This window comes from Streptomyces sp. SID5469 (genome assembly GCF_009862865.1).
In the GTDB taxonomy this organism is placed as follows: Bacteria; Actinomycetota; Actinomycetes; order Streptomycetales; family Streptomycetaceae; genus Streptomyces; species Streptomyces avermitilis.
On the sequence record NZ_WWIN01000001.1, the window covers coordinates 977068 to 1002283 of the forward strand.

20 protein-coding genes are annotated in these 25216 nt (G+C 68.7%); 2 read left to right on the forward strand and 18 right to left on the reverse strand.

What is annotated here, in order from left to right; all coding sequences use genetic code 11:
• Positions 1 to 393: 393 nt before the first annotated feature.
• A complete protein-coding gene (locus GTY58_RS04425) occupies positions 394 to 597 on the reverse strand; it encodes a cold-shock protein (protein WP_010982264.1) in 204 nt (67 codons plus the stop codon).
• A 627-nt stretch (positions 598 to 1224) separates the two neighbouring features.
• On the opposite strand from GTY58_RS04425, the gene GTY58_RS04430 reads away from it, so the two are divergent.
• Positions 1225 to 2244, forward strand: a complete 1020-nt coding sequence (locus tag GTY58_RS04430) for a ketoacyl-ACP synthase III family protein (protein WP_010982265.1) — start codon at positions 1225 to 1227, stop codon at positions 2242 to 2244.
• A 270-nt stretch (positions 2245 to 2514) separates the two neighbouring features.
• Here GTY58_RS04430 and GTY58_RS04435 read toward each other — a convergent pair whose 3' ends face one another.
• The 9 genes from GTY58_RS04435 to GTY58_RS04475 all read right to left on the reverse strand — a co-directional run bounded on the left by GTY58_RS04435 (position 2515) and on the right by GTY58_RS04475 (position 13717).
• Positions 2515 to 5724 (reverse strand): alpha-L-rhamnosidase, encoded by a 3210-nt coding sequence (locus tag GTY58_RS04435; RefSeq protein ID WP_037650651.1) that lies wholly within the window; start codon positions 5722 to 5724, stop codon positions 2515 to 2517.
• 354 nt (positions 5725 to 6078) lie between these two features.
• Positions 6079 to 6456 (reverse strand): hypothetical protein, encoded by a 378-nt coding sequence (locus tag GTY58_RS04440; protein WP_010982267.1) that lies wholly within the window; start codon positions 6454 to 6456, stop codon positions 6079 to 6081.
• Positions 6456 to 6695, reverse strand: coding sequence for a hypothetical protein (locus tag GTY58_RS04445; RefSeq protein WP_037650653.1), 240 nt, complete (start codon positions 6693 to 6695; stop codon positions 6456 to 6458). Before GTY58_RS04445 ends, GTY58_RS04440 begins: the two co-directional genes overlap by 1 nt.
• Before the next feature lie 151 nt (positions 6696 to 6846).
• Positions 6847 to 7893, reverse strand: a complete 1047-nt coding sequence (locus GTY58_RS04450) for a LacI family DNA-binding transcriptional regulator (RefSeq protein ID WP_010982269.1) — start codon at positions 7891 to 7893, stop codon at positions 6847 to 6849.
• Positions 7890 to 8921: a Gfo/Idh/MocA family oxidoreductase gene (locus tag GTY58_RS04455; RefSeq protein WP_048894531.1), complete on the reverse strand. Its 1032-nt coding sequence runs from the start codon at positions 8919 to 8921 to the stop codon at positions 7890 to 7892. The genes GTY58_RS04450 and GTY58_RS04455 overlap by 4 nt, the downstream gene beginning before the upstream one ends.
• On the reverse strand, positions 8921 to 9706 hold the full coding sequence (locus GTY58_RS04460; RefSeq protein WP_242432293.1) for an HAD-IIB family hydrolase: 786 nt from the start codon (positions 9704 to 9706) through the stop codon (positions 8921 to 8923). Before GTY58_RS04460 ends, GTY58_RS04455 begins: the two co-directional genes overlap by 1 nt.
• Before the next feature lie 37 nt (positions 9707 to 9743).
• Positions 9744 to 10904, reverse strand: a complete 1161-nt coding sequence (locus GTY58_RS04465) for a DegT/DnrJ/EryC1/StrS family aminotransferase (protein WP_244905193.1) — start codon at positions 10902 to 10904, stop codon at positions 9744 to 9746.
• 197 nt (positions 10905 to 11101) lie between these two features.
• Positions 11102 to 12247, reverse strand: a complete 1146-nt coding sequence (locus GTY58_RS04470; protein WP_010982273.1) for a glycosyltransferase — start codon at positions 12245 to 12247, stop codon at positions 11102 to 11104.
• Between the two features lie 42 nt (positions 12248 to 12289).
• Positions 12290 to 13717 (reverse strand): MATE family efflux transporter, encoded by a 1428-nt coding sequence (locus tag GTY58_RS04475; RefSeq protein WP_107083240.1) that lies wholly within the window; start codon positions 13715 to 13717, stop codon positions 12290 to 12292.
• 443 nt (positions 13718 to 14160) lie between these two features.
• On the opposite strand from GTY58_RS04475, the gene GTY58_RS41260 reads away from it, so the two are divergent.
• A complete protein-coding gene (locus tag GTY58_RS41260) occupies positions 14161 to 14289 on the forward strand; it encodes a hypothetical protein (protein WP_255253747.1) in 129 nt (42 codons plus the stop codon).
• Between the two features lie 127 nt (positions 14290 to 14416).
• Here the strand turns inward: GTY58_RS41260 and GTY58_RS04480 are convergent, their stop codons facing one another.
• The 8 genes from GTY58_RS04480 to GTY58_RS04515 form a co-directional block, all read right to left on the reverse strand.
• On the reverse strand, positions 14417 to 15664 hold the full coding sequence (locus tag GTY58_RS04480; RefSeq protein ID WP_037650657.1) for a cytochrome P450: 1248 nt from the start codon (positions 15662 to 15664) through the stop codon (positions 14417 to 14419).
• Positions 15661 to 17481 (reverse strand): amino acid adenylation domain-containing protein, encoded by a 1821-nt coding sequence (locus GTY58_RS04485; RefSeq protein ID WP_063774042.1) that lies wholly within the window; start codon positions 17479 to 17481, stop codon positions 15661 to 15663. Before GTY58_RS04485 ends, GTY58_RS04480 begins: the two co-directional genes overlap by 4 nt.
• Positions 17478 to 18281: an alpha/beta fold hydrolase gene (locus GTY58_RS04490; RefSeq protein ID WP_010982278.1), complete on the reverse strand. Its 804-nt coding sequence runs from the start codon at positions 18279 to 18281 to the stop codon at positions 17478 to 17480. The genes GTY58_RS04485 and GTY58_RS04490 overlap by 4 nt, the downstream gene beginning before the upstream one ends.
• Before the next feature lie 131 nt (positions 18282 to 18412).
• Positions 18413 to 19150 carry a ThiG-like protein gene (locus GTY58_RS04495; RefSeq protein ID WP_010982279.1) on the reverse strand — a complete coding sequence of 246 codons (738 nt, stop codon included), beginning with the start codon at positions 19148 to 19150 and terminating at the stop codon, positions 18413 to 18415.
• A complete protein-coding gene (locus tag GTY58_RS04500) occupies positions 19147 to 20091 on the reverse strand; it encodes a branched-chain amino acid aminotransferase (protein ID WP_197586431.1) in 945 nt (314 codons plus the stop codon). Before GTY58_RS04500 ends, GTY58_RS04495 begins: the two co-directional genes overlap by 4 nt.
• The gene (locus GTY58_RS04505; RefSeq protein ID WP_048894532.1) at positions 20085 to 20813 is read right to left on the reverse strand and encodes an alpha/beta fold hydrolase; all 729 of its coding nucleotides are present in this window, start codon (positions 20811 to 20813) and stop codon (positions 20085 to 20087) included. Before GTY58_RS04505 ends, GTY58_RS04500 begins: the two co-directional genes overlap by 7 nt.
• Entirely contained in the window at positions 20810 to 22099 is a 1290-nt protein-coding gene (locus GTY58_RS04510) for an LLM class flavin-dependent oxidoreductase (protein WP_010982282.1), read from the reverse strand. The genes GTY58_RS04505 and GTY58_RS04510 overlap by 4 nt, the downstream gene beginning before the upstream one ends.
• On the reverse strand, positions 22096 to 25209 hold the full coding sequence (locus GTY58_RS04515) for a type I polyketide synthase (RefSeq protein WP_197586433.1): 3114 nt from the start codon (positions 25207 to 25209) through the stop codon (positions 22096 to 22098). Before GTY58_RS04515 ends, GTY58_RS04510 begins: the two co-directional genes overlap by 4 nt.
• Positions 25210 to 25216: the final 7 nt, after the last annotated feature.

Genomic DNA, 25216 nt, shown 5'->3' on the forward strand with positions numbered 1-25216 from the left:
TGGCGGGCGATCGAGGCCATCACAGTACGTCGCGGGCTCTCCTTTCAACCGGATTACTTGACGGCCTCGGCGCCGCATCCGGGTCGAGTGCCAAGGGGCGTCGGCCAGGACCTCCGGATTGGCTGCGAGCCTCTCGGCGCAAGCGGCAAGACCGCGTTTCCGCCAACGGTTCTGCCGGTAGATCGTCTCCGTGACAGCCGGGTCCACGCGCAGGTCGGACCGGACTCGCCCGGTGCGCGGCGAGCGTCTGGCGGAAGCCCGCGCAGGCCATCTCGCGCGTCTTCCCCGGCGCCTCCGGCACGGCCGCGGCCACCGGGGCGGGCTCAGGCTCGTGGGGCAGGGGTACGGCACGGCGCCCCGCACCGTTTGGGTGCGGGGCGCCGTGGCGTTGGGTCAGGCCGGGGTGACGTTCTCCGCCTGGGGGCCCTTCGGGCCCTGGGTGACGTCGAAGTTGACCTTCTGTCCCTCCTGCAGTTCCCGGAAACCAGCGCTGTTGATGGCCGAGTAGTGCACGAAGACGTCGGGGCCGCCGCCCTCCTGCTCGATGAATCCGAAGCCCTTTTCTGCGTTGAACCATTTCACGGTGCCGGTGGCCATGTTTCGTCCCCTTGTCCAGGGTCGGGGGGCACTGGCTTGTCAGTACCCCTGGGTGAGGTGATCGCCCTGGTCCTCGGGTCCTGCTGCACAGCACGACGCCCGCGGTGCGAACCGCGGGCGCTGAGACTTCGGAACCACGACTGCTGGCACGAAACTAACCGATCCGCAGTCGCCTGGCTACGCGGCGCAACGGAGGCGAGTGACAGCGATAGCGATCAAACATCGGCCGGGAGCCTCAGGACGCTGCGGAAGTCGCCCGCGTGGACACCCGAACGGTCTAACCCGCCGGGCCGATTGTCACTCACTCGTACAGACGGCCGATTTCTACCGAACCCGCTGCTCACGCCGGGTCGCCGTCGGTGGCGGAGAACCGAGTAGGTGGCGGAGAACCGAGGTTCCGTGTCGTAGCACGGCCGACACCGGCCGCCCGTCCACGGACGGGCGGCCGGGCCGTGTCAGCAACGCGTCAGCGGGCTGCCGGACAGTGAGGGTTTCCAGCGCGACGTCTCCCATCCGCTGTCCAGCACGACATCCCCCCACGCGCCATGGCTCGGAACCCCCGCAGTCCGCCCATGGAAAGGAACACACGCCACGAATGATCCGCACTGCACGAAGGATTGATGCGCCATGAAGTTCACCAACGATCTGTATATCGCCTCGGCCGCGTCCTGGCTGCCGGACGTGGTCTCGGTGGACGAGGCCATCGCGGCGGGACTGGTCGACGACGAGCACCGGAACCTGGGCTACGAGTCGATCGCCGTGGCCGACGGCGTCGCCGGCCCCGAGATGGCCGTCCGCGCCGGCCGGCTGGCCCTGGAGCGGGCCGTCGGGATAGAGCGGGACGAGGTCGGTCTCGTCCTGCACTCGTCCTGCGGTTTCCAGGGACACGAGATGTGGCCCGCGGCGGCCTACGTCGCGAACGAGACGGTGGGCCCGGCCGCTCCCGGCTTCGACCTCCAGCAGCGCTGCAACGCCGGACTGGGCTCGCTGTGCCTGGCCGCCGGCTACGTCGACGCCGGTTTCACCTCCGCGGTCCTGCTGACCACCGGAGACAACTTCGCCCCGCCCTGGGTCGACCGCTGGAACGTACAGCTCAACTTCATCTTCGCGGACGGCGGCACCGCTCTGGTGCTGTCCGGGCGGCAGGGCTTCGCGCGCGTCGTCTCCGCCACCCTGGGCGCCGACAACTCCCTGGAGCGGTGGAACCGGGGGACGGCCCCGTTCGCCACCGCGCCCGGCCTCGAAATGCCGCTGCCGTTGCGCGAACGCGGCCTTCAGCACGCGGTCACTCCGGAGGCCGAGGGCTCCTGGGAACGCTATGAGGCCGCCCTCATGGACACGACCCGGCGAGCGCTGAGTGAGGCCCAGGTGGGCGTCGAGGACATATCCCGTGTGGTGATGCCTCTCATCCACCGCGGTGTCTCACCCGAGAACTACGAACTGCTCGGCTTCACCGAGAAGCAGAGCACCTGGGACCTCGGCCGCCTGGTGGGCCACGTCGCCGCGGGCGACCAGTTCCTCGGCCTCGAACACCTGGTCAAGCAAGGCACAGTGGGACCGGGCGACCTCGTCCTGCTCGTCGCGGCCGGCGAGGGATTCAGCTATTCCGCCGCGGTCGTGGAGATCCTCGACGTCCCGTCCTGGTGACAGCCGGCCTCCGACAGCGCGGCGTCTGCCCCCGGTGTCTGCTCCGAGCGACGGACGCGCTCTGCGTGTGGCGGGCCGGGAACGGGCGCGGCGAAGGACTACGTCACGGGTGCGATCGCGGCGGGCCACCCGCGGAAGCCGGTCTCGGCCCCGTCGACCGCGGCCGGCGGACGCGCGCGGGCGGGTGAGCCCGGAGGGGCCCGATCCGAGTGCCCGGTGAGGCAGCGTCGTCTCGGGACCTCCGGGCCCCTGGGGCGGACCGCTCAACGGTCACACGGTGAAGCGGTGGCTTCCCGAGCCGACCTCGAACACCGCGCAGCCGTCCTCCGCGCGCACGAACGTTCCGTGCGTGTGCTGGACGCGGTCGGGGTGATCCGCCGGGATCCACACCTCGGCGGTGGTGTTGGGCGGCACGCTGCACGTCAGCACGAAGCCGCCGGACCGCTGCTGCCACCGGGTCGACACCGGACCGTGGAGAGAGGCGAACGTGGCCCGGGCGGAGGTGACTTCGCCGCCCGGGCGGGGGCGGATGACGACCTGCCGGTAACCCGCTCGGCCCGGAGCGATGCCGGCGATGTTGGCGTACATCCATTCACCCACCGAGCCGTAGGCGTAGTGGTTGAAGGAGTTCATCTCCGGGGTCTGGAAACCGCCGTCCGGCTGGATGGAGTCCCAGCGCTCCCACATGGTGGTGGACCCCTTGTCGATCGGGTACCCCCAGCTGGGGAAGGTGCGCTGGTGCAACAGCCGGTAGGCGACATCGGTGTGACCGGTGTCGGTGAGGACGGGCAGCAGCCGTGGGGTGCCGAGGAAGCCGGTCGACAGATGCCAGTCCTTCGCCTCGATGAGGGCGACGAGACGGTCGGCCGCCGCCTTGCGCAGGGCGTCCGGCACCAGGTTCATGGACAGCGTGAGGACGTAGGCCGACTGCGTGTCGCCCTTCACCTTGCCGTCGGATGCGACGTACGCCGTCTGGAACGCCTTGCGTATGCGGGTGAAGAGGTCGGTGTAGGGCGCGGCGTCCTTGCCCAACTCCGTTGCCATCCGCGCTGCCAGGTCGGCGCTGTGCGCGAAGTAGGCGGTCGCGATGACGTCCTTGGGCGTCTCGTCGGACACGTTCAGCCAGTCGCCGTAGCCGTCGGCCGGCCGCAGCAGGCCGTCACTGTGCTTCTCCAGATACCTCAGCCAGGCGTGCACGGACGGCAAGGCGTCCGCGAGGACCTGTCGGTCGCCGTACGCCTGATAGAGGGCCCACGGGACCGTGACACCGGCGTCTCCCCAGCCCGCGACGCCGTTGCCGAGGTTGCCCACGGCGGGTGCCACGTCCGTGAAGGCACCGTCCGACGTCTGCGCGTCGCGGAGATCGACCAGCCACTTGGTGAGGAAGCGGGCCGACTCCATCGTGTAGGCGGCCGTCGGCGCGAAGACGTTGATGTCGCCCGTCCAGCCGAGCCGTTCATCACGGGCCGGAGTGTCCGTCGGAACGGAGAGGAAGTTGCCGCGCTGACCCCAAGTGATGTTGCTGTGCAGCTTGTTGAGCATCGGCACGTTCGTCTCGAACTCGAACGTGAACGGCGCGGAGGTGTGCATGACCCGCCCGGTCACGGACGTCGTCGACGGCTTGCCGGGGAATCCGGTCACTTCGACGTAGCGGAATCCGTGGAAGGTGAAACGAGGCTCATAGGTCTCCTCACCTTGTCCCTTGAGGGTGTACGTGTCCGTCGCCGCGGCCGACCGCAGGTTCGCGGTGTAGATCGTGCCGTCGGGGTTGAGGACCTCCGCGTGCCGCAACCGCACCGTGGTGCCCGCGTCGCCCGACACGCGCAGCCGCACCGACCCGACCATGTTCTGGCCCAGGTCGAGGACGAAGACGCCCGGCTTGGGCTCGGTGACCTTTCTGGCGGGGAGTTCTTTCGCGATGCGCACGGGACCGTCCACCTGCGCGACGATCTGCTCCGGGACATCGTTGTCAGCGCCGCGCACCGCGAGCCACGCCCGGTCGTCGAAGCCCGGTGAGGTCCACCCGGCTGTCTCTTTCCGCGCGTCGTAGGTCTCGCCCGACAGCAGGTCGGCGGACACGATCGGTCCCGAGGCGGCACGCCAGTCGGGCCCCGACGTGATGCGTTCACTGGTCCCGTCGGCGTACTCCACCTCCAACTGGGCGAGAAGCGCCGGGCGTTCCCCGTACTGGTGCGGACCGAACATGCCGACGTTGCCCGCGTACCAGCCGGGGGCCACATAGGCGGCGAGCGCATTGGCGCCCGGGCGGACGGAGCTGGTGACATCGTAGGTCTGGTACTGCACGCGCTTGCGGTAGTCGGTCCAGCCTGGGGCGAGTTGGTCGCGTCCCACGCGCCGGCCGTTCAGATGCGCCTCGTACAGGCCGAGAGCCGTGGCATACAGACGGGCGCGGCTCACCTTCTTGTGCGGCAGCCGGAACTCGTGGCGCAGTTGGTTCGCGGCGGACGCGACCGGCGCGACCCGGCCCCACGGCCCGGCTCCCCATGCGGCGGCCACCTTTGCCGCCGGCCATCCGCTGTCGTCGAAGTCCGGCTCGCGCCAGCCGTCGGCCGGCTCGTGGTCCGTGGACTTCCACGAGGCGTCACTGAAGATCTTCTTCTCGCCGGAGGCCGTGGTGAGGACCAGTACGCAGATCCAGCCGGCGGGCCCGACGGAGGCGTTGGAGGCGGAGACCGCCAGGGTGTTGTTGCCGGAGTGCACGTGGTCCAGGACGTCTATGACGGCCGGACGACGCCAGCCCTCGTTGTCGGCCTCCAGGTCCGTGCGCGCCACCTCGGCGCCGTCGACGGAGACGGCGTAGACGTTGTCCGCGCTGATGGCCAGCGTGGCCCCGGTGATGTCGTCCGGCAGGTCGACGGTACGGCGGAACCACCGGGTGGCCGCCGGAGCGCTGTTCGCCGGTTCGCCCTCGGGGAACCAGATCCACGAACTGCCCTCCAGGGAAGGGGCCTCCGTGAGGGGCGCGGGAGCGGAGATCCACTTCGCGGACCACTGGGACGCGCCCATCAGGCCGGTCTCCCACCACGAGGGCGCGCTCCACTCCGAGGCGCCACCGTCGGCATCCCACACCCGCACCGACCAGAAGTAGCGGGTACGGGGCTTCAGTGGCGGACCGGCGTACGGGACGAGGACGGAATCGTCCGAGACGACCTTGCCGCTGTCCCACACGTCCGGGTGGGACAGGCCCGCGGCGCTCGATGCGACACGCACTTGATACGCGCTCTGGCGCCGGCCCGGTGCGGCCGAGGCCATCGGCCAGCTCAGGCGCGGGTGGGCCGCGTCCAGGCCCAGTGGTCGCTGAACGTATTCGACGCTCGGAGAGGTGACTCGCAAGGCACTCATGCCCGCCCTTCCCTCGGCAGACGTGGGCGCGGGCGCGGCCACGCCGGGTCCGGCTCCGGCAGCCACGGCGCCCACCGTGGCTGCGGCGCCCGCGAGGATGTTCCTTCTACTGATCACAGCGGCCCCTAGAGGTAGAAGGTGAATCGATTCACAGCGGTGAACGTAGGGGGCGCACGAGACGCGCGTCAATGAGCGTGCGTAGCCTTTGTTCGCCGACGATCAGGCAGCCTGCGGGAACGGACGGAGGCTGTCCGATTCGGCGGTGCCGCACTCGGATTGAACCCTTTCAATTCGAGTGCGGCGCCGATTCCAGCACACTCGCCCATCCCAGTACGAGCACCACGTACGCACCGCCGTCCGCCTCGCCACGGTGGGCAGACGGCGGAGGTCAGCCGAGTACGGGCGGGCGGTGGCCGGCCTCCCCCGTCCAGCCAGGGGTTCTAGGGGTTCTACCTGCCCGGCTGAGGCGGGTCAGACCTTCCAGGTGCGCAGTTGGTCGGCGACGGCGAGGATGCCGAGGCGGGTGTCGCGGATCTTGCTGACGAGGTCGGACAGGGCGCCGTAGGGCGGGTCGATGCCCTCACCGGACTGGTCCATGTACTGGGCGGCGATGAACGCGGCGAACAGGCTGTTGCGGTGCGGGAGAGGCTCCAGGCGCACGATGGTGTGCATCAGCGCGGCCGCCCGCCACGCGGCGTCCGGGTCAGCTGCGGCGAGCGTCGGCAGCTTGGTCTTGTGGCGGGCGATCGCCGCCACAAGCGCGGAGTAGTCCGAGACCGACATGTCCTCACGGCCGAGGGCGGCCTCCTGGACGTCGAGCAGCCAGGAGACGTCGACATAGAAGTGCATCAGGCGGCCGCGGCCCCGTCCCGGCGCTCGGACGGCGGCACCTCGTCGGCGAACGCGTCGTCGAACTCACGCCGCAACCGGTCGGCCCACGCGGTAGCCCCAGCGACGAACTGCTTGCGCTGCATCTCGCGGACGCCGAGGTCGTGCAGGTACTGCTTGAGGCTCTTGCCCTCGGCCGCGGCAGCCGCGCGCACACCCTCGAGCTCTTCGTCGGTGAAGGACACATTCAGTGATGGCATACATCGATGGTACCTAGTTGGTGCCTGGGGCGTCAGGCCCCACACGGTCACGGCGGGGACACCGAGAGAAGCCGACAGCCCCGCCGCCACCAAAACCCTCCTCGCCGACAGGTGTCTCACACCCCACTGCACGGCCCTCGGACCCCGTTGATCAGGCCGTTTTCCGGAGGATCAGCCGGGTGGGAGTGATGACACGGTGAAGCGAGTGGTCGCCATCGTCCAGGGGCGTGGCCGGGATCCGTTCGAACAGCAGACGCGCCATCAGGCGTCCCATGCCCTCGATGTCCTGGTGCACGGTCGTCAGTGACGGTTCGGTGGTCTCCACAAGTGGTGGCAGGTCGTCGAAACCGATGACAGCGACGTCCTCAGGGACCCTGCGCCCGTGCTCCTTCAGTACGCGCAGCGCGCCACAGGCCATCAGGTCCGACGCGGCGAAGACCGCGTCCAGGTCGGGACACCGGGCCAGCAGCTCGGCCATGGCGTCCACCCCGCCCCGCAAGGTGAAGTCGCCCTCGACGATCAGATCGGGTGCGCTGTCCGGCAGCACGTCCCGGTAGCCGTCGAGCCGGTCGACCGCGGCCGCCTGGTTGAGCGGGCCGGTGATGGTTGCGATGCGTTCGCGTCCCTGCGCGACCAGATGGCGGACGGCCTCCCGGGCTCCGCCGCGATTGTCGGCATCGACGTACGTGTACCGGTGACCGCGGTCCTCCGGGCTGAGGACCGGGCGCCCGCCGAAGACGGCAGGCAGGCCCATCCGATCGACCATCTCCGGAAGCGGGTCGTCCCCGCGCAACGAGAACAGCAGTGCGCCGTCGACGTGCCCGCCGCCCAGGAAGTTGCCCACGCGCGGGTAGTCGTCCGGCTCCTCGATCAGCAGCAGCACCAACTGCGCGCCCTGGCGGACGAGTTCTTGACGGATGCCGCGCAGGTGCCGGTCGAAGAACGGGTCGACGAAGAGGCGATTCTGCGGCTCGGTCACCACGACAGCGATCGCGTCGTTTCGCCGGGTGACCAAGCTCCGGGCGGCCTGGTTGGGCACGTAACCGAGCTCGGCCACCGCGGTGCGAACACGTTCGGCGACCGCGGGGCTCACTCGCGGCGAGCCGTTGATCAGGCGCGACACGGTGGACCGTGACACCCCGGACTGCCGGGCCACGTCCTCGAGCGTGGGGCGTTGTCCTTGGGACCGTCCGGTCACATGCGTCCTCCGATCCGGAGCAGTTCTTGCAGAACCTGCTGGGCCTGGTAGCCGTCCTCGAAGTCTGCCAGAGTTCCCGATCTCTGGGATGCGGTTACGGCACCGGCCCAGTCGTGGAGTTGGTCGAGGAAGGAGTCTCCCCAGCCGGTGACTTCTCCCCGTGGATCGTCGAGCCGGCTGGGCCCGAGGAGCTTCACCTGCTCCCAGTCGATCCCGGTCCGCAGATGAAGGACCGGACCGTCCTGCGAGTCGTGGGAAAGGTCGCCGCGGCTTCCCATGGCAGCCAGCGTGAACCCGGTCTCTTCGGGCTGTGAGGCCTTGGAAGCGGTCAGCGTGAAGGACGGGCCGCCCTCGATCCGGCCGCTGACGAAAGCATGATCGTCCACCTCCACGGCGTGACCGCCCTTGGCGGCGACCTTCGTCCGGAGCGCGACTTGGCAGCTCGCGAGATCGACGGGGCTCCGGAAGAGGTGATGGAGCATGTCGATCAAGTGCACTCCGAGGTCACCGAGTGCGCCACTGGTATGGCCTTCCGCCGCGCTGTCGCGCCAGGTGAAGTGCTGACGGGTGAGCGCGCTGGCACGTTTGAAAGCGACGTCGACGTGGACGACGCGTCCGAGCATCCCTTCACCGATGCGATTGCGGGCTTCTCGGATCACGTTGAGGTAGCGGTAATTGAATCCCACGGCGCACACGCCTGGTGCGACCGCGGCCAGGGCGCGCATGTCGGCCGCTTGCAGCAGGGAGACTGCCATGGGCTTCTCGCACAGCACGCTCCTGCCGTACGCGACCGCCTCACGCGCGTAGTCGGCATGTGTTCGGTTCGGCGAGGCGACCACCACACCGTCGGACGCCTTGTACAGCTCGTCGGGGGACGCGAACGCCACCGTTCCCGACGCGCGGGCCAAGGACTGTGCTCTCTCCCGGTCCAGGTCGAATACGCCTGTCAATAACGTGTTCTCACAGGCCGCCACCGCTTCGGCGTGCATGTGGCCGATGTTGCCGGCGCCTATGATTCCCACTCGCATCACGGTAGAACCCCCCTGAGCTCGGACAAGATTGCGTCGGCGTGAGATCTCGCGGACACCTGCGGATACCGGGCTCGGGCCTCCTCGGTACAGTTCCCGACCAGAAGTCCCCGGCCGACGGCGGTGAGCATCTCCAGGTCGTTGCCGCTGTCCCCGAAGGCGAAAGCGTCCGCCTCACTCACCGCGTACAGGCGGCATATGTACTCGACAATGTGACGCTTGCCGCAGTCCCGGGGAAGGAAGTCGACGTCATAGCAGTCGTCCGGATCCCCGGCGGCCGGATTGCAGCGGCTCAGGTTCACACCGAGCGAGAGCCTGTCCGCGGTGCGCCTGATCAGAGCGAGTTGACGAGCGTCCCGCTCGGGATCCTGCGCGAAGTAGTAGTAACTGATCACGCGGCTGCCGGGAGCGCGACAGGACTGTGGAACGAGCGGCACTCCCCGCGTGCGCAGTTCCCGGAAGGCCTCCTCCGCAAGGCCTTCCAAGTGCTCGCCGGTGGTGAGCATCCGCCGTTGCCAGCCCGGCTCCGGCTGTATCCCCGCCTCGCTGATGACGTGCAACTCGGTGCCGAGCGAGCAGGCTATGAAGTGCGGCAGGAAACGGAGGCCGTGCCGACGGGCCTTGCCCAGCACGGACGACAACGAGCTGCCGGTCACCCAGCCGAACAGCAGCCCGTGCCGCTCGCCGGCGTCCTCGAGGTAGTTCTCCAGCGCTTGCCGAGAACGCACCTGTTCAGGTGTGCCGCTGTGCGCCAGGTACGTCTCGTCGAAGTCGGAGAACACCACGGTCCGGACGGTTGACGCTGTCGGCAGCGGGCCTATGTCAGTGAGCGGTGGCACGGAATGCGGCATGCAGGGCTTCGATCACTCGGTCCTGTTCGGAGAGGGACAGATTGTTGTGCAGTGGCAGGTGGAGAACCCTCGCGTGGACCTGCTCCGTCAAGGGCAGGGCGACGTGTGCGAAATGCTTGCGGTGCAACGGTGTCTGCTGACGGTGGGTGAGTACGGGGTAGTAGATGTCCGTCTCCACTGCGTCAGCCGTCCGCATACGTGCTTGGATTGCGTCCCTCGCCTCCCGTCCGGCGGCTACCTGCACGCCAAACAGATGCCACGCGTGGTCGGGTGTGAAGGCGGGCAGGACAGCCGTGCCATCTGCCGCGAGCTCCTCCAAGGCGTCGAGATAGCGCTTGGCCAGGAAGGCCCTGCGGTAGCTGTTCAGGGTCAGGCGTGGAAGAAGCCCGAGGGCGACTGCGGCGGTCGAGTTGTCGATCTTGGCGTTCAGACCGAAGGCATCCTCCTTGACATTCTTCCGCTCCGGGTCGAAGCCGTGGTAGGCGAACCTCCGTGCCGATACGCCGACTTCAGCGTCACGGGTCACCACGGCGCCGGCCTTGCCGGTCAGTCCGAAGTTTTTGTACGGATTGAAGCTGAGCGCAGCTGCGTCCGAGTGTTGTCCGACTCCGGTGACGCCGATGGCCTGGCACGCGTCCTCCACAAGACCCAGGCCGTGGCGACGGGCGATCTCCGCAAGGCCCGGGACGTCGGCGAAGCGGCCGTAGAGATGGACGGGGAGGATGGCCCTGGTTCTGGGAGTGATGGCGGTCTCGACGAGAGCCGGGTCCAGAGTGTGGCGCACGGGGTCGATGTCGACGAGGACCGGGGTGGCGCCACAGGCCCATACGGCGTTCTCGGTGGCCGCGAAGCTGTTCGCGGGCATGATGACCTCGTCGCCGTGGCTGACGCCGACCGCTCGCAGGGCGATGATCAGGGCATCCGTGCCGCTGCTGGTCGCCACCGCATGCGGCACTGCGAGGAACTCCGCCAGGGCGTCCTCGAACTCGCCTATCGCGGATCCGCTCGTCAGTTCGCCGTCGGCCACCACGCGGGCGAAATGTTCGACGGCGATGCGTTGTTCGTCCCGCGTCCACAGCCGCGACTTGGGCAGAAAGGGCACCGGATCGCCGGCCGCACGACGGGGATCCACGGCGAAGACGGAGTCGGGGCCGGACGGATCGAGCCGCCCGACGTCCTCGGCCAGGGAATCGGACAGGGCTCGGTTGGCGAGGCTCCGGGAGCACCGGTACACCGGGACCTCGTGCCGCCGCACTTCCCCGACCAACCGGTGGATGCTTGTGCTGTCGCCGGTGAAGGAGTCGTTCAGGAAGGTGGTCATCGGCGTCTTCACACCTCGGCCGCATACTTGAGGAGCGCAGCGCAGCCGAAGGACTTCGCTGCCTGCTGGAGCAGCTCCGGGCTGGGCTCCTTGAAGTAGAGCAGTTCCCGTCCTGTCCGCATCGCCTGTACGGCCGTCGGCAGTTCCCGGTCGTCCGTGATGTCGACGACGATCAGGTCGTGCGCCGCCCCGACCCTGGCGATCTCTCGTTCGGCGCTGTCCAGATTGTCCGCGTCGACGACCAAGACCTCGTACGAGTGCCCGATCGGCAGTCTCTCGGCGACCGCTCGGCACGCGAACTCGAAGCGGAGATAGGCGTCGAACCAGCTGGGACGGCTCGTGCGACCAGGATCGAAGTAGGAGTCGAGCACCCATTGCAGCCTGACTTCGAGTTCCGGGTGCTTCGAAGTGAAGTACTCGAAGTTTTCCCGCCAGTCCGCGTAGCGCTCCTGGTCCGATTCGGGATGAAACTGGTGATATACGCGGGAATACAGGTTGTGAACGAAGGCCAGGCCGCGTCGGTGCAGACGATAGCCGAGTTCAACGTCTTCGAAGCTCCACTTTTGTATGTTCTCGTCGAACCCGCCGACGGCCAGCAGGTGTTCCTTGCGTACGGAGACGTTGCAGCCGTAGAAGAAGTGCCAGCCGGTGGCAAGGTTGCCCATGTTCTGCGACAGGGTGGCGGTGACCTGGGCACGCTCGTCCTGATCGGCGACCGGGGGAAAAGCCTCAGGAGTGAAAGAGCGTTCGAGGAGGGCGAGATCGACGGCTCCGGGCGCCTGGTAGTCCCGGAAGCCGATGGCCACGATCGCGGGGCGACCACGGTGACACCGGATGTGCTCTTGAACGAAGAGCGGGTCGATGATCTGGTCGCCGTCGACGAAGACAATCAATTCGCCGTCCGCCGCACGGATTCCAGCGTTCCGCGCTGCGGAGCGGCAGGACTTTTCGGTACGCGGCACATAAACGCGCCGGATCCGGTAGGTGAGCGGCAGCGAGTCGACGACCTCGCCGGTGCCGTCCGTCGAACCGTCGTCGACCAGGACGACCTCGAACTCGTCGGCCTCATCGAGTCGCTGATGATTCAGGGACACCAGACAGGGAGCGACAAGGTCCTTCGAGTTGTAAGTGGGGATGACGAGGCTGACTTTCACACGATTCTCCATGGAAATATAGGAGCTGACGGCAGCGGGTTTTCAGCTTCCGGCAACGGGAGCGCTCTTCGGCTTCCCCACGATGCGATGGGCCCTTTGGGGGGCAGAGATGTGTCGCCAACGGATGCTGAGCAGGAGGGCTCGGAGATTCTCGTCGATCGCCATGGCGATCATGACACCGATGATGGCGAGGCCGAGCGGCAGCGAGAGGGCGTACGCCAGGGGAATGAAGACTCCCCAAAGGACGAGGATTCCGACGGCGGCCGGATAGGTGACATGGCCGACGGCGCGCAACGTGCTGGCCGTGGTCATGATCAGAGAGGAACCCGGAAGATAGAGCAAGCCGCACCACAGGAGTAGGCGTCCGGACTCCGCCACCTCCGGGGAATCGGTGAACTGATCCATGATCCACCCGCCCGACAGGCCGGCCAGAAGCGCCAGGGTGAGGGCCACACCCACCCCCACCAGCCGTGTCGTTCTGGTGATGCGTCTGATCCGGTCCAGTTCGCCGGCACCGGCAAGATGGCCGACCGCGATCTGCAGTCCCTGCGAAAGCGCCGAGCCGAACATACCGATCATGTTGGTGATACTCAGCGTGTACATGCGTGCGGCAAGCTCATCGGGGCCCACGGCGGCGATGATGCGCGTGGTGGTGATTTGGGCGGCTTGCCAGAACGCCGGCTCCAGCATGGTGGGCAGGGCGAACGCCATGAGCAACGCGCCGTGCTCCCGCAGCCGCTCCGCACTCGGCGGACGCCGAAACCGGATCCGAATTCTGAAGAAGACCAGCCACGCGCTGAACAGAAGTCCGGCCGCGGTGGCAAGGGCTGTGGACAACGCGATTCCGCGCACGCCCCAGCGGGGCCCTGCCGGAAGCAGGACCAGGAGGTAGATCAGCACGATGTTGACGATGTTCGTGAGCACTGCGGCGAACATGCCCGCTCGGGTGAATCCGTTCGCCGCCATGACACCACCGAACATGGCCACCAGGGAGTGCAGGGCACAGCTTCCCCCCACGACTTGCAGGAAGGTGGTGCCATAACTCAGTAGCGGCCCTCGCAGGCCCAGCAGCTGCGCCATCTCCCTGGCCCATATGAGCAGGACGGCGCTCGCGACCACACCCAGCAGAATGTGCAGGAGCAAGGCTACTGAATAGCATTCCTGGACTTTTCGGTGTTTCCCCTGTCCAAGCATTCTGGCATACACGAGGCTGCCGCCCTGCCCCAGAAAGGAGAACATCATCAACACAAAGGTGGTGACTGTGTTGACGGATCCGACGGAAGCCGCGGCGGCGTCCGATATACGCCCCAGGGCCCAGGTGTCCACAAGCCCCATGCAGTAAGTAAAGGTCAGCTGTAGGAAAATGGGCCAGCTGAGAGAGAAAACTCCTAAATTCACCTTTGGTGGCACGATGACGTTTCTCTCCGCTCCCCCAGATCCCCCGCAGTGATTCTCACCTTGAGAATCCAGTGGATTGCGGTTCCACCGTCTGCGTCGAGCAACTCGCGCCCGCCCCACTGATCAGTTGGATGCTAGCCACCCGATCCACTCGGCGGGAAGAGCCGACTGCATCGACAAACCGGCACCCACCCATTTCTCGTCAAGGCATCGACATCCCCTGTGCGGGAGAAAACCACTTGGAGTGACCCGCAAACAGGGAAAATCCGCCCTGAAGTATTCGATCGCATGGATGCCCTGCAGAGCACAGCGTGACGAAAGGGGCTGGAGTGGCTGTTGTGGTGTGGCCGATCTACCTCTGATCTCGGCCAGTGGTCCGCCCTTCAGGACTCTGCTGAGGATTCCGCGTGCTCGAAGCGGATCACCCCGGAGCGGGCACCACCGCGAACTCGTTCGCCTGACTCAACAGCGCTAACAAGGAGCCGGAGCCGTACTTCGCGCTCAACCTCGCGGGTATGCGCGCACACTCTGAGTTCGCCGGGGACGGCGCGCCGTGGTTCTTCCCTTCCGGGAACCTGGAGTGGGCAGTGACGGACCGGCACGAGGACGCCGAAGTCACCGAAGTAGCGGTGAAACCCCAGTAGCCTCCTGCCTCGTCCTGGGCGGTCACGATCGTCACCGCCGCCGCGAGCCGTGACATCGCCTCTCTGAACACTCGGGCGTCCGGCACTCCGGAGGCCGGCAGGTGGTCCGCGTGACGCCGAGGCGTGGTCACGACGCGTCCTGCGCCACCGTGGCGTGGACCGGGAGACAGGTGAGACCGAGCATGAAGTTGGAGCGGAGGCGGGCCGGCGGGCCGGCGGGTTCGAACGTGATGCCCCGCCGCACGATCTCCTTCAGGAGCAACGCAATTTCCATCTGCGCGGCACCCATCCCGATGCACCGATGCACACCGACCCCGAAGGCGATGTGCCGGTTGGGTGTGCGGCGTACGTCGAATCGGTCAGGGTTTGGGAACTTCTCCTCGTCGCGGTTGGCGGACGCGTTCCACAGCGTCACCGGATCACCCGCGCGGATCAGTTGACCGTGCAACTCGACGTCACGTGTGGCGACGCGCTGCACGTAGGCGTTCGTCGACGTCCAGCGGAAGATCTCCTCCACTGCGGTCGGCAGGAGTCCGCCATCGTCGAGCAGCCGTTGCGCCTGGTCGGGAAAGTCCATGAAGGCCTGGACGGCGGCGGACGCGGTGAAGGGGGTCGTCTCGTTGCCACCCACCGCCACGTTCAGGCAGTTGTACAGGACCTCGTCCTCGGTGAAGCGACGGCCGTTGATCGAGGCTCCCAGCAGAATGCTCACCAGGTCGTCCGAGGGGGCGCGTCGCCTCGTCTCCATCAGGTCCATCATCACGTCGAAGATCTCGACTTGGGAGGAGACCAGCACCGCCGGCGGTGTCGAGTCGCTGTGATACCGAGGATCCTGGAATCCGATCATGGAGCGGGTCAGTGCGAGGAGGTGCAGGGCGTCCCTCCGCTCCAGGCCGAACATCGCCGCCAAAAGCCCGGCCGGCAGTTCGGGTGCGACGTCGGTGGCGAAATCACCGCCGCCGTCCTTCAGCACCCTGTCGAGCGCGGCGTTGACATAGTCGCGTACAACGCGACGGGCCCGGTCCATGAGAGCGGGCAGAAAGGCCCTGTGCACCTGCTGGCGCATCAGCCGGTGCTGCGGGTCGTCCGAGGCGATCAGCATACGGCCGGACGCGGAGTCCGCGTCCCTCCTGTGCGACCCGCCCATCACCGTCCCCCACCGGGACGAGAACAGGCCCGCGTCGACGTAGGCGTCGTGGACGTCCTGATAACGCGTCAGTGCCCAAAACCCGGACGGCCCCACGCCACTGGCGGTGTCGCCGCCGGTGGCATTCCAGTGGACGGGGCGATCACGGCGCAGGACTCGCCATGCCTCGTGTGGGTCCCCGTCGGTGAACAGGTCGAGGTCGGCGAGGTCGATCACCATGGCCGTCATGGTGTGAGCGCCTCCTTCCGCAGCCCGTCGATCAGGCGGGCCTGTTCCTCCAGCACGCTGTGCTCGAAGAGCGCTTCCGGGGTGACCGGTACGTCCAGTTGCCGCCGCAGCAACAGACGCACCCGAACCGCCAGGAGGGAATGTCCGCCGAGCGTGAAGAAGTCGTCCAGGACGCCGACCGACTCGACGTTGAGCAGGTCCTCCCAGATCGTGGCGAGAAAACGTTCGGTGTCGGTGCGCGGGGCCACGTACCGGTTGCGCCGGGAGGCATGATCCCCGAGCATGTCCGCCAGGCGGTGCCGGTCCCTCTTGCCGTGGGCGTCCGTAGGCATCGCGTCCAAGACGATGATCTCCGCCGGTACGAGATGAGCCGGCACCGTGGCCCTGAGGTGGCCGCGCAGCTCCCGCAGCAGGAAGTTCTCCCGGCCGACGACCACGAAGGCCACCAGCCGCTTCTCCCCCGGTTCGCCGTCGCTGAGGACGGCCGCCTCCGACACCGCCTCGTAGCGGCACAGGGCCCGTTCGACCTCCTGTGGTTCCACCCGGTGACCTCGAATCTTCACCTGGCTGTCCGTACGCCCCAGGTACTCCAGCGCGCCGTCCTCACCGGAGCGCACCCGATCTCCCGTGGCGTACATCCGCGTGCCGTCGCCGGCGAACGGGTCGGCCACGAATCTCCGTGCGGTGAGCCCCGGGCGCCCGAGATAGCCACGCCCGACGCCTGGCCCACCCACGTACAGGTCACCCGGCACGCCCGCCGGCACCGGCCGCAGCCGCTCGTCCAGTACGTGGAGCCGGGCGCGGCCGAAGGAGTGGCCGATCGGCACCTGCTCTCCCAGAAGCGCGATGTCGATCACGGGGAAGCCGCTGCACGCGACGGTGGCCTCGGTGGGGCCGTACAAATTGAACAGCTCCCCGGTGAAGCCGCCCTCGCGCAGCGCACGGCAGGTCGCGGGGAGCAGGACGTCGCCGCCGGAACACAGCAACCGCAGTCCAGACAGAGCCTCGCGGTCGTGTCGGGCAAGGTGGTTGAGGGCGATGGCGGGGGCCAACATGGCGGTGATGCGGCGTCGGCGAAGCTCCTTGCCGAGGTCGGTCTCCATCAGCTCCGGGATGCCCGGCACCACGACGACCTCCGCTCCTCCGGCGAAGGAACGCCACACCTCGAAGGTGAAGGTGTCGAAGGAGATGCTCGACGACTGCGCTGTGCGGTCCCCCGGGCGCAGGAGCGGCAACGTGTCCGCGAGCGCGAAGTCGACCATCTGTCGATGTTCCAGCACCACCGCGCGGGGTGTTCCGGTGGAGCCGGATGTGAAGAGCACGCAGGCCGCGCCGGCGGGCTGCGAAGGCGCGAGCGACGCCGGCGGTACGGCGGCCCGGCCGTCGACATCACCGCAGGACCCGTCGGCGGCCGGGCCACTCGGTGTGGATGGCCACTCCAGCACGGACAGACCTGTCTGCGCCATGCGTTCCACCCAGCCGGGGGCGACGAGCACGTGGGTCACCGCGCCGTCGCGAAGCATCTGGTCACGGCGCTGTGCGGGATACACCTCGTCGATGGGAAGGTAGGCGGCGCCGGCCCGCAGGATGGCCAGCACGGCGACAACCACCGGTACTCCCCGCGGCATGTGGACCGCGACGGTGTCCCCGGGGGACACCCCGCGCGCGATGAGCTCGCGTGCCGATGCCCTGGTGGCTTCTTCGAGTTCGCGGTACGTCAATCGGGCGTCGCCGTCGCTGACGGCGACGGCCGTCGGGTGCCGCAGCGCGGTCCGTTCGAACAGTTCGCTCAGCGTGCTGGGCACGTGCGCCTTCATGGTGCGCCTCCGGTGGTGGTGGTCGCGCCGGACAGCGCGTCGGCGAACTCGTCCTCCAGCACACGGGTCAGTGCCGTGGGCGCGGCGAGATAGCTGAGCTTGCCGCCCTCCAGGACCCGGTGGCGCGTGTTCCCGTACGCGTTCCACTGATGCATGGTCTCGGGTGACACTTCCGGGTCCGCGGTCCAGCCGATGGCCGTCAGCGGGCTGTGCACCGGACGCGGCGCCGGGATCCGGTAGCCGTAGCACAGTTCCACGTCCGCCCTCAGGACACGCAGGGCCAGCGGGAGAAGCTCGGGCAGAATCTCTCCTCCGCCCAACGCCTGCGACACGTGGTTCAGTTCGTCGGCGAACTCCTCGTCCGTCATGGACGGGTGGTAGATGCCGCTCACTCCCGGCTCCGGAGCACGGTATCGCCGCTGTGCGTGCAGGTGCGGCGCGGCGGCGGACGACACCACGAGCAGGGTCGCCCGGGGCAGTCCCAGGTCCTCGATGCGGGTGGCCAGCGCGTGGGCCAACAGGGCGCCCATGCAGTGTCCGAACAGCACATAGGGCCGGTCGAGATGAGGAGTCAGGGCCTCGGCGGTCTCCGCGGCGAACTCCGGCACGGTGCGAAACGGGGTGTGCCGGATCCGATTCTCCCGGCCGGGCAGCTGTACAGGGCATACCTCCAGCGGCCCGATCCGGGTCGGCCATCGGCGGTACGAGGAGGCACCCGTGCCCGAATAGGGAAGGCAGAAGAGGCGGGCCCGGGCCTCCGGCGAGGGCGGCCTGAGCAGCCACCGTCCGGTCGATTGCATTGCTGTCCTCCAACAGGCTGTACGCAGACGCGGGCGCCTTGGCGAGGGCGCCGAGCACGCGGTGCGGGCCGCCCCTGAGATGCCTTGCGAGGGCTTTGCGCACCGCGGTTGCGCAGGGCGGTGCGCCTAGGTCAGTGGGCGGCGGGCGTGCCGGACGCGACCCGGTCGACTGTCGCGCGGAAGCCGGCCAAGGCCGTGACCGGGTCCGTACCGTCGGCGAAGAGGCACGAGTTGACCAGGACCGACTGGAAGCCGAGCGCGAAGGCCTGCTCGACATCGGCGGTGGAGCCGATACCACCGTCGAGCATGACCGGGACCGGACTGTCGACGAGCATCTCCCCCATCGGTTCGAGGTGCTGGGGCTCGATGCCCCGTCGAGCCCCGATGGGCGATCCCATCACCCGCACCATCGTGCTCCCCAGTTCCACGCACTGCGCGAAGGTTCGGGCGTCGGGTGTGATCAGCGGCCACACCTCGAACCCGTCGGCGGTCAGTTCCCGGGCCGCTTCCACCACTTCGGCGTTCACACTGAGCTTGAAGCCGGGGTCGAGGACTTCCAGCTTGATGACCCGGATACCGGTCAACTGGGCGGCCTGACGGGTCCGCTTGACCGCCTCCGCCGCGCTGGTGGGGTGGTTGATGTTGAGGACGGGGCTCAAGGCCAGTTCCTCACCGACGAGCGCCATCACGGAACCCAGCGTCGCCGTGTCGTAGCCCACGGGCAGATCGTCGCCCGCGGTGACCTGGTCGATGGTGTGGGTGTTCACGGCGAGATGTCGGCAGCCGCTGGCGCGCAGCATCTCGGCGGCCAAAGAGGTGTCGACACGGTGGGCGGGCTTGGCACCGAAGCAGTGGAAAAGGTCGATCACGATACTCCTCGGAGGCGCGAAGTGGATGGGGTGGGGCGAGAGACGGGGGTGAGCCAGGAGGGACGGTGCGGTCCGTCGCCCAGGACGGCCTCCCGATAGGCGCGGCTCAGCGCGTCCGTCACGGGACGGCCGGCCGCGTACGTGTGGGTGTCGAGACCCGCCACGGACACCAGGCCGCTCGCCGTCCCGGTCAGGAACACCTCGTCGGCGGCGAGCAGTTCACCGGGCTGCACGGGTGCCTCGGCGGTCTCGATGCCCAGGTCTCCGGCGAGGGTCAGGACGGTGTCGCGGGTGATGCCCGCCAGGACGCTGTCCTCGAGCCAGGGCGTCACCAGGCGGCCGTCGCGAACCAGGAAGACGTTGGCGATCGTGGACTCCGCGACCCTGCCGGAGTTCGGGTCCAACTGGATGGCGTCGTCGAATCCGTCCGCGGCGGCGCGTGTGCGGGCCAGCGCGGACACCACATACGTGCCGGTCGCCTTGGCGCGCACCGGAAAGGTGAGCTGTGACGGACGGCGCCAGGGCGACACCGTGACCCGTACGGGTCGGGACGGGGTGTCGTCGGGGGGAAGGGCCCAGATCTCCGTGCCGAGAGTGAAGTGGAAGTCCCGGAGATTCACGCCGAGGCGCGGCTCTCGGGTGTAAAGCACGGGCCGCACGTAGGCGTTGTCCAGTCCGCTTCCGGCGGCCGCGTCCCGCACGTGCCGGCGCAGGGCGGCCAGGTCGTAGGCATGCGGGATGCCCAGCAGGGCCGCCGAGTCCAGCAGCCGCTCCAGATGCGCGTCGAGCCGGAACAACACCGGGCCTGCCGGCGTCGTGTACATGCGGATGCCTTCGAAGACGGCCGTGCCATGTTGGACACTGTTGCTCCCGAACGGCAGGTCCCGCTCCTGCCACAGTCCGTCCATGACCGTGGTGTGGGAGGCTCGCGTGGTCACCATCGGGCCCCCACCTCCGAGGGCCGGTCGGCCGCCGCGAGCACGGCTGCCGCCATGAGGTCCTGTCGGTCAAGGACGGCCGCGTGGTCGCCGGGGAGCAGGCGTACCGAGGAACCGGCCCCGCCCAGGCGCGGCCACACCGTCACATCGGCCTCGCGGGCCAAGGGGTCCTCGGTACCCCCCAGGGCGTGTACCGGGCAGTCCAGGACCACCGGACGACGTGGGTGGCTCGCCACGGCGGCGCAGTCCGCCCGCCACACCGGCACCATCACGGAGAGCAGCTCAGGGTCGTCCAGGACCATGCTGGGCACCGTGCCCTGCGCGGCCAGCGCCGCTGTCAGTTCCTCGTCCGGCAGCGTGTGCACGGCACGTCCGGCCAGCAGGTGAGGCGGTGGGCAGCCGGCGACGACCAACCCGCCCGCGCCGGTGCCGCGTTGCTGCAGCCGCGCCGCCATCTCCGTGGCGATCAGGGCGCCCATGCTGAATCCGAACAGCACCAGTCGGTCGGGGGAACGACCCAGGCCGAGCTCCGCCTCCAATTGGTTCCACAGGTCGTCGGCCAGATCCGTGAAGCGCGCCGCGGCGGTCTCCGCGAAGCGGCTGTCGCGTCCCGCCAGGGCGGGCAGATGACAGTGCCCGTGCTCGCGCAGTTCCGCCACCATCCGGGAGTACGCACCGCGGCCGCCGCCCACGGGCGGGTACAGGGCAAACCAGCTTTCGGTCACTTGGGCGCACCCGCCGTTTCGCGCAGCGCGACACGCAGCCGGCCCAGCTCCTCGACGCTCTCCAGGACTTGTTCGCGCGGCAGCCCGAAGTCCACGAGGCAGCCGAGTTCGGTGATGCCGGCGGCGCCGAGCCGCTCGACCTTCGGCAGGCAGCTCTCCGCACTGCCGAACAGCCCCGAGGTCCCCATGTAGCGGCGCAGCCCGTGCTCCAGGAGCGCTTGGCGGTCCGCTTCGGTCACCTCGTCCGGGTCGATGCCGGCACCCCCGCCCGCGGCGTACTTGCTGAACAGGTCCATGTGGGCGGAGAGATACCGGATCAGCGGGCCGCGGACGCGCTGTTCGACGCTGGCCGGGTCGGATGCCAGGTGGGTGTGGAGCATGCAGGTGACCTGGCGGCCGTCGGTGGGGTGCCCTGCCTCGGTGAGCGCCTGGTGGTAGAGACCGACCCTCTCGGTGATCTCGTCGATCGTCTGCTCCAGCAGCGCGGTCAGGACATGCAGGTTGAGCCGGCCCGCCGTGCGCCAGGTGTCGGGATTGCGGGAACTGGTCAGCCACACCTCAGGGGTGCGTTCCGGGCGCGGGTAGGTCCGTACCTCGACAGGACGTCCGCCCGGTCCTTTGCGGGTGATGCTTGCGCCGTTCCACAAGGTGTGCAGGTCTGCGAGCCTCTCTTCCAGTACGTCCTTGCGGCGTTCGTAGCCCTCGGGGTTGAGGACGAAGTCGTCCGCGTGCCAGCCGGAGGCGAGGGAGATGCCCATCCGCCCCCGGCTGAGCGAGTCCAGAACGCCCCATTCCTCCGCCACCAGCAGCGGGTCGCGCAGGGGCAGCACGACGCTGCCGGAACGCAGGGCGATTCGGCTGGTGCGCGCCGCGATGGCGGCCAGCAGGAGGCCGGGGCTGGGGTAGGGGGCGCCGAAGGGGTCGAAGTGCCGCTCGGGCACCCAGATCGCGTCCAGGCCAAGGGAGTCGGCGAGTTCGGCGCACTCCAGCACGAGGGCGTGTTTGTCCCAGGCGTGGTCGTCGGTGTCGGCGGAGAAGAAGAACAAGCTGACCCTGGGCGTGGACTCCGCGCCGTTCGACGGAATGCCCGCCGCGGGGGCGCCGGCCTCGGGCGCCGGGCCGGCGACCGGCACCGCGCGGTCGGGGGTGGCAACCGTGTGCGGTGTGGTCGTCTCGGGTGTCGCCGTCCCGTTGGCGCGGGTGCGCTCGCGCAGGAGCCGTTCGGCCAGACGGCGGCGCTCGGGACCGAGTGCGTCGAGGGAGGATCGTGGGGTGTCCGTCGTCATGCGCCGGTGTCTCCTTCCAGCTCGGCCAGCCGGGCTTGGACCTCGTCGTCGGACAGGGCGGCGACCTCGGCGAGCAGGGCCGCCGTCTCCTCGTCGTCCTCGGAGGTCCGCGCCGCACCGCTGTCCGGCACGGGTACTCCGAGCCGTTCCAACTGCTCGGCCAGACCCACGACCGTGGGCAGTTCGAACAGGGTGGTCATCTCCAGGCCTTCGGCACCTTCCTTGCGCATGCGCGTGACCATCTGCATGGCCATGAGGGAGTGCCCACCGATCTCGAAGAAGCTGTCGTTCAGCCCGAATTCGTCCGTGCCGAGCAGTTCCGTCCACAGCGCGGCGACGTAGCGCTGCGCGGGCGTGGTGCCGATCTCCTTGCGGGGCGCGGGCTTTTCCGGTGTGGCCTGCGCCCGGGGGGCGGCCTCGGCCTGCTCGGTGCGTACGGTCTTCACGGGCAGCGGGTCGAGCCAGTGCCGGGTCCGGGCGAACGGATAGAGCGGAAGCGACAATCGAAGGCGTTCCTCTTGGGCGTAGAACTCGCTCCAGTCGACGTCCCCGCCCTCCAGCCAGAACCCGGTGAGCAGGTCGAGCAGGTCCTGTGGCTCTTCGCCGCCCTCTCCCGCGAGCGTTGTCAGGGAGGCCGCCTGCGTTCCCAGACCGGCGGCCAGGCGGGTCAGCGTGTGGCCGGGTCCCAGCTCGATGAACACGGAGACCCCATCGCGGACAAGGGTGTTCAGGCCGTCGTTGAACCGTACGGTGTGGCGCAGCTGTCGTCCCCAGTAGTCGCCGTCGGTGGCCTCCTGCGCGGTGAGGTACCCGCCTGTGACGTTGGAGACGACGAGTCCCTGCGGCGCGTGCAGCTCGTGGGAGTCGGCGGCCTGCCGGAACGTGTCCGCGGCCGTGTCCATCAGGGGCGAGTGGAACGCTCGGGTGACCTCGAGCCGCCCGCAGGAGACGCCGTCGGCGCGCAGGCGGGCGGCCAGTTCCTCGACCTCCTGTGGCGCACCGGACACCACCACGAGCTGATCGGCGTTGACCGCGGCCAGGGTGAGATCGCCGGGCACGTCGTCCAGCAGCTTGGCGGCCTCTTCCTCCGCGAGGTTCACGTACAGCATGGCGCCCTCGGGAGTCTCGCTCATCAACCGGCCGCGCCGGGCCACCAGTTCGACGGCCGGCGCGAGGTCCAGTACTCCGCCGAGCGTGGCGGCCACGAGTTCGCCGACGCTGTGCCCGAGCATGGCGTAGGGCCGGACGCCGTAGTCCATGAGGGTGCGGCCAAGGGCCCACTCCACCGCGAACAGCGCGGGTTGGGTGTACTCGGTGGCGGTGAGGGTGGTTCGCGCCTCCTCCAGGGTGGACGCGTCCGGGCGCAGTACCGGCAGCAGGTCGACCCCGGCGCGCTCCTGGAACAGACCGATCACGCGGTCCAGGTGGGCGGCGAACACCGGGTCACCTTGCGCCAGTCGGGCCCCCATGGCCGGAAGCTGGGTTCCCTGCCCGGGGAAAAGGAAGGCGGTGCGCACCGATCCGCGTGCCTGCGCCTCGCGTTGGCTGCGACTGCCGCGTGTGGACAGTCCATAGGCCACGTCGTCCAGGTCGTGGGCGGTCAGGGCGCGGCGCAGCGGGAGTTCACGCCGGCCGGTGGCCAGGGTGTGGGCCACGTCGGCCACGTCGGCGTGCGGGTTCTCCCGAGCCCACTGCCCCAGTGACTGGCTCAGATCCTCCAGCGCCTCGCCGGACTTCGCGGACAGCAGGACGGGGTGACGGCGCCGGCGTGAGGCCCCGCCGGAGCGCACCGGCGGAGCCTCCTCCAATACGACGTGGGCGTTGGTGCCGCCCATGGCGAGGGAGTTCACCGATGCCAGCAGCGGTTCGTCCCCCTCCAGGCGGGTCAGTTCGGTCGCCACCCGGAACGGCGAGGAGTCCAGGGCCAGTTTGGGGTTGGGGCGGCGGAAGTTGACCACGGGAGGAACCTTGCGGTTCTTCAGGGAGAGGACGGTCTTGATGAGACCGGCGATGCCCGCGGCGGCGTCGAGGTGGCCGATGTTCGGCTTGGCCGATCCCAACCAGCAGTACGAGGTGTCCTCGGTCCAGTCGCGGAACGCGCGGGTGAGCGCCGCCACTTCGATCGGGTCGCCCAGCGGGGTGCCGGTGCCGTGTGCCTCAACCATCTGGATGTCCCGCGCGTCGACTCCCGCTCGGCGCAGCGCACGCGCCACGGCGCGGCTTTGCCCGTCCACGCTGGGCGCGGTGAAACTCGCCTTCGCCTGACCGTCGTTGTTGATGGCCGAGCCGCGAATGACGGCGTGGATCTGATCACCGTCCCGCAAGGCGTCGGCAAGCCGCTTGAGCACCACCACTCCCACGCCGCTGCCCACTACGCTGCCGCCGGCGTCGGCGTCGAAGGCACGACAGTGGCCGTCCGGGGAGGAGGTGCCGCCGGGGTTGGCGAGATACCCCGCGGCGTGCGGCATGCGCACCGACGCACCGCCCGCCAGAGCGATGTCACACTCATCGTCGACGAGGGCTCGACAGGCCATGTGCACGGCCACGAGCGAGGTGGAGCAGGCGGTCTGCACGGCGAGACTGGGTCCGCGCAGGTCGAGTTTGTGGGAGACGCGGGTGGTCAGGTAGTCCTTGTCGTTGCCGACCATCGTCTGCAGGTCACCGACCAGGCCGACCACGTCCTCGGCGTGCGGCATCACGTTGTGCAGGATGTACGTGTTCATGGTGGAGCCGCCGAATACGCCGACGAGGGCGTCGTCGCGCCTGCTGTCGTAGGCGGCGTCCTCCAACGCGTGGTAGGCGCATTCGAGGAACACCCGGTGCTGCGGTTCCATGATCGACGCTTCTCGCGCGGCGTAGCCGAAGAACGCCGCGTCGAAGCGGTCGGCGTCCTCCAGCGGTGCGGAGGCGTTGACGTAATAGGGGTCGTCCACCAGGTCTCGGCGGGCTCCGTTGGCGAGCATCTCCTCGCGGCTGTGCCGCACGATGCTCTCCACGCCCTCGCGCAGATTGCGCCAGTACTCGGTGACGTTGTGGGCACCGGGCAGCCGAGCCGCCATGCCGGTGATCGCGATGGAGTCGGGGTGCTCGTGAGCGGGAATCCGAGTCACTGATCGT

Excerpts from the sequence above, each read along its gene's own strand:
- GTY58_RS04425 (WP_010982264.1), bottom strand. The coding sequence starts at position 597 with ATGGCCACCGGCACCGTGAAATGGTTCAACGCAGAAAAGGGCTTCGGA.
- GTY58_RS04430 (WP_010982265.1), top strand. The coding sequence starts at position 1,225 with ATGAAGTTCACCAACGATCTGTATATCGCCTCGGCCGCGTCCTGGCTG.
- GTY58_RS04440 (WP_010982267.1), bottom strand. The coding sequence starts at position 6,456 with ATGCACTTCTATGTCGACGTCTCCTGGCTGCTCGACGTCCAGGAGGCC.
- GTY58_RS04445 (WP_037650653.1), bottom strand. The coding sequence starts at position 6,695 with ATGCCATCACTGAATGTGTCCTTCACCGACGAAGAGCTCGAGGGTGTG.
- GTY58_RS04455 (WP_048894531.1), bottom strand. The coding sequence starts at position 8,921 with ATGCGAGTGGGAATCATAGGCGCCGGCAACATCGGCCACATGCACGCC.
- GTY58_RS41260 (WP_255253747.1), top strand. The coding sequence starts at position 14,161 with ATGCGCGCACACTCTGAGTTCGCCGGGGACGGCGCGCCGTGGTTCTTC.
- GTY58_RS04480 (WP_037650657.1), bottom strand. The coding sequence starts at position 15,664 with ATGACGGCCATGGTGATCGACCTCGCCGACCTCGACCTGTTCACCGAC.
- GTY58_RS04485 (WP_063774042.1), bottom strand. The coding sequence starts at position 17,481 with ATGAAGGCGCACGTGCCCAGCACGCTGAGCGAACTGTTCGAACGGACC.
- GTY58_RS04490 (WP_010982278.1), bottom strand. The coding sequence starts at position 18,281 with ATGCAATCGACCGGACGGTGGCTGCTCAGGCCGCCCTCGCCGGAGGCC.
- GTY58_RS04500 (WP_197586431.1), bottom strand. The coding sequence starts at position 20,091 with ATGGTGACCACGCGAGCCTCCCACACCACGGTCATGGACGGACTGTGG.
- GTY58_RS04510 (WP_010982282.1), bottom strand. The coding sequence starts at position 22,099 with ATGACGACGGACACCCCACGATCCTCCCTCGACGCACTCGGTCCCGAG.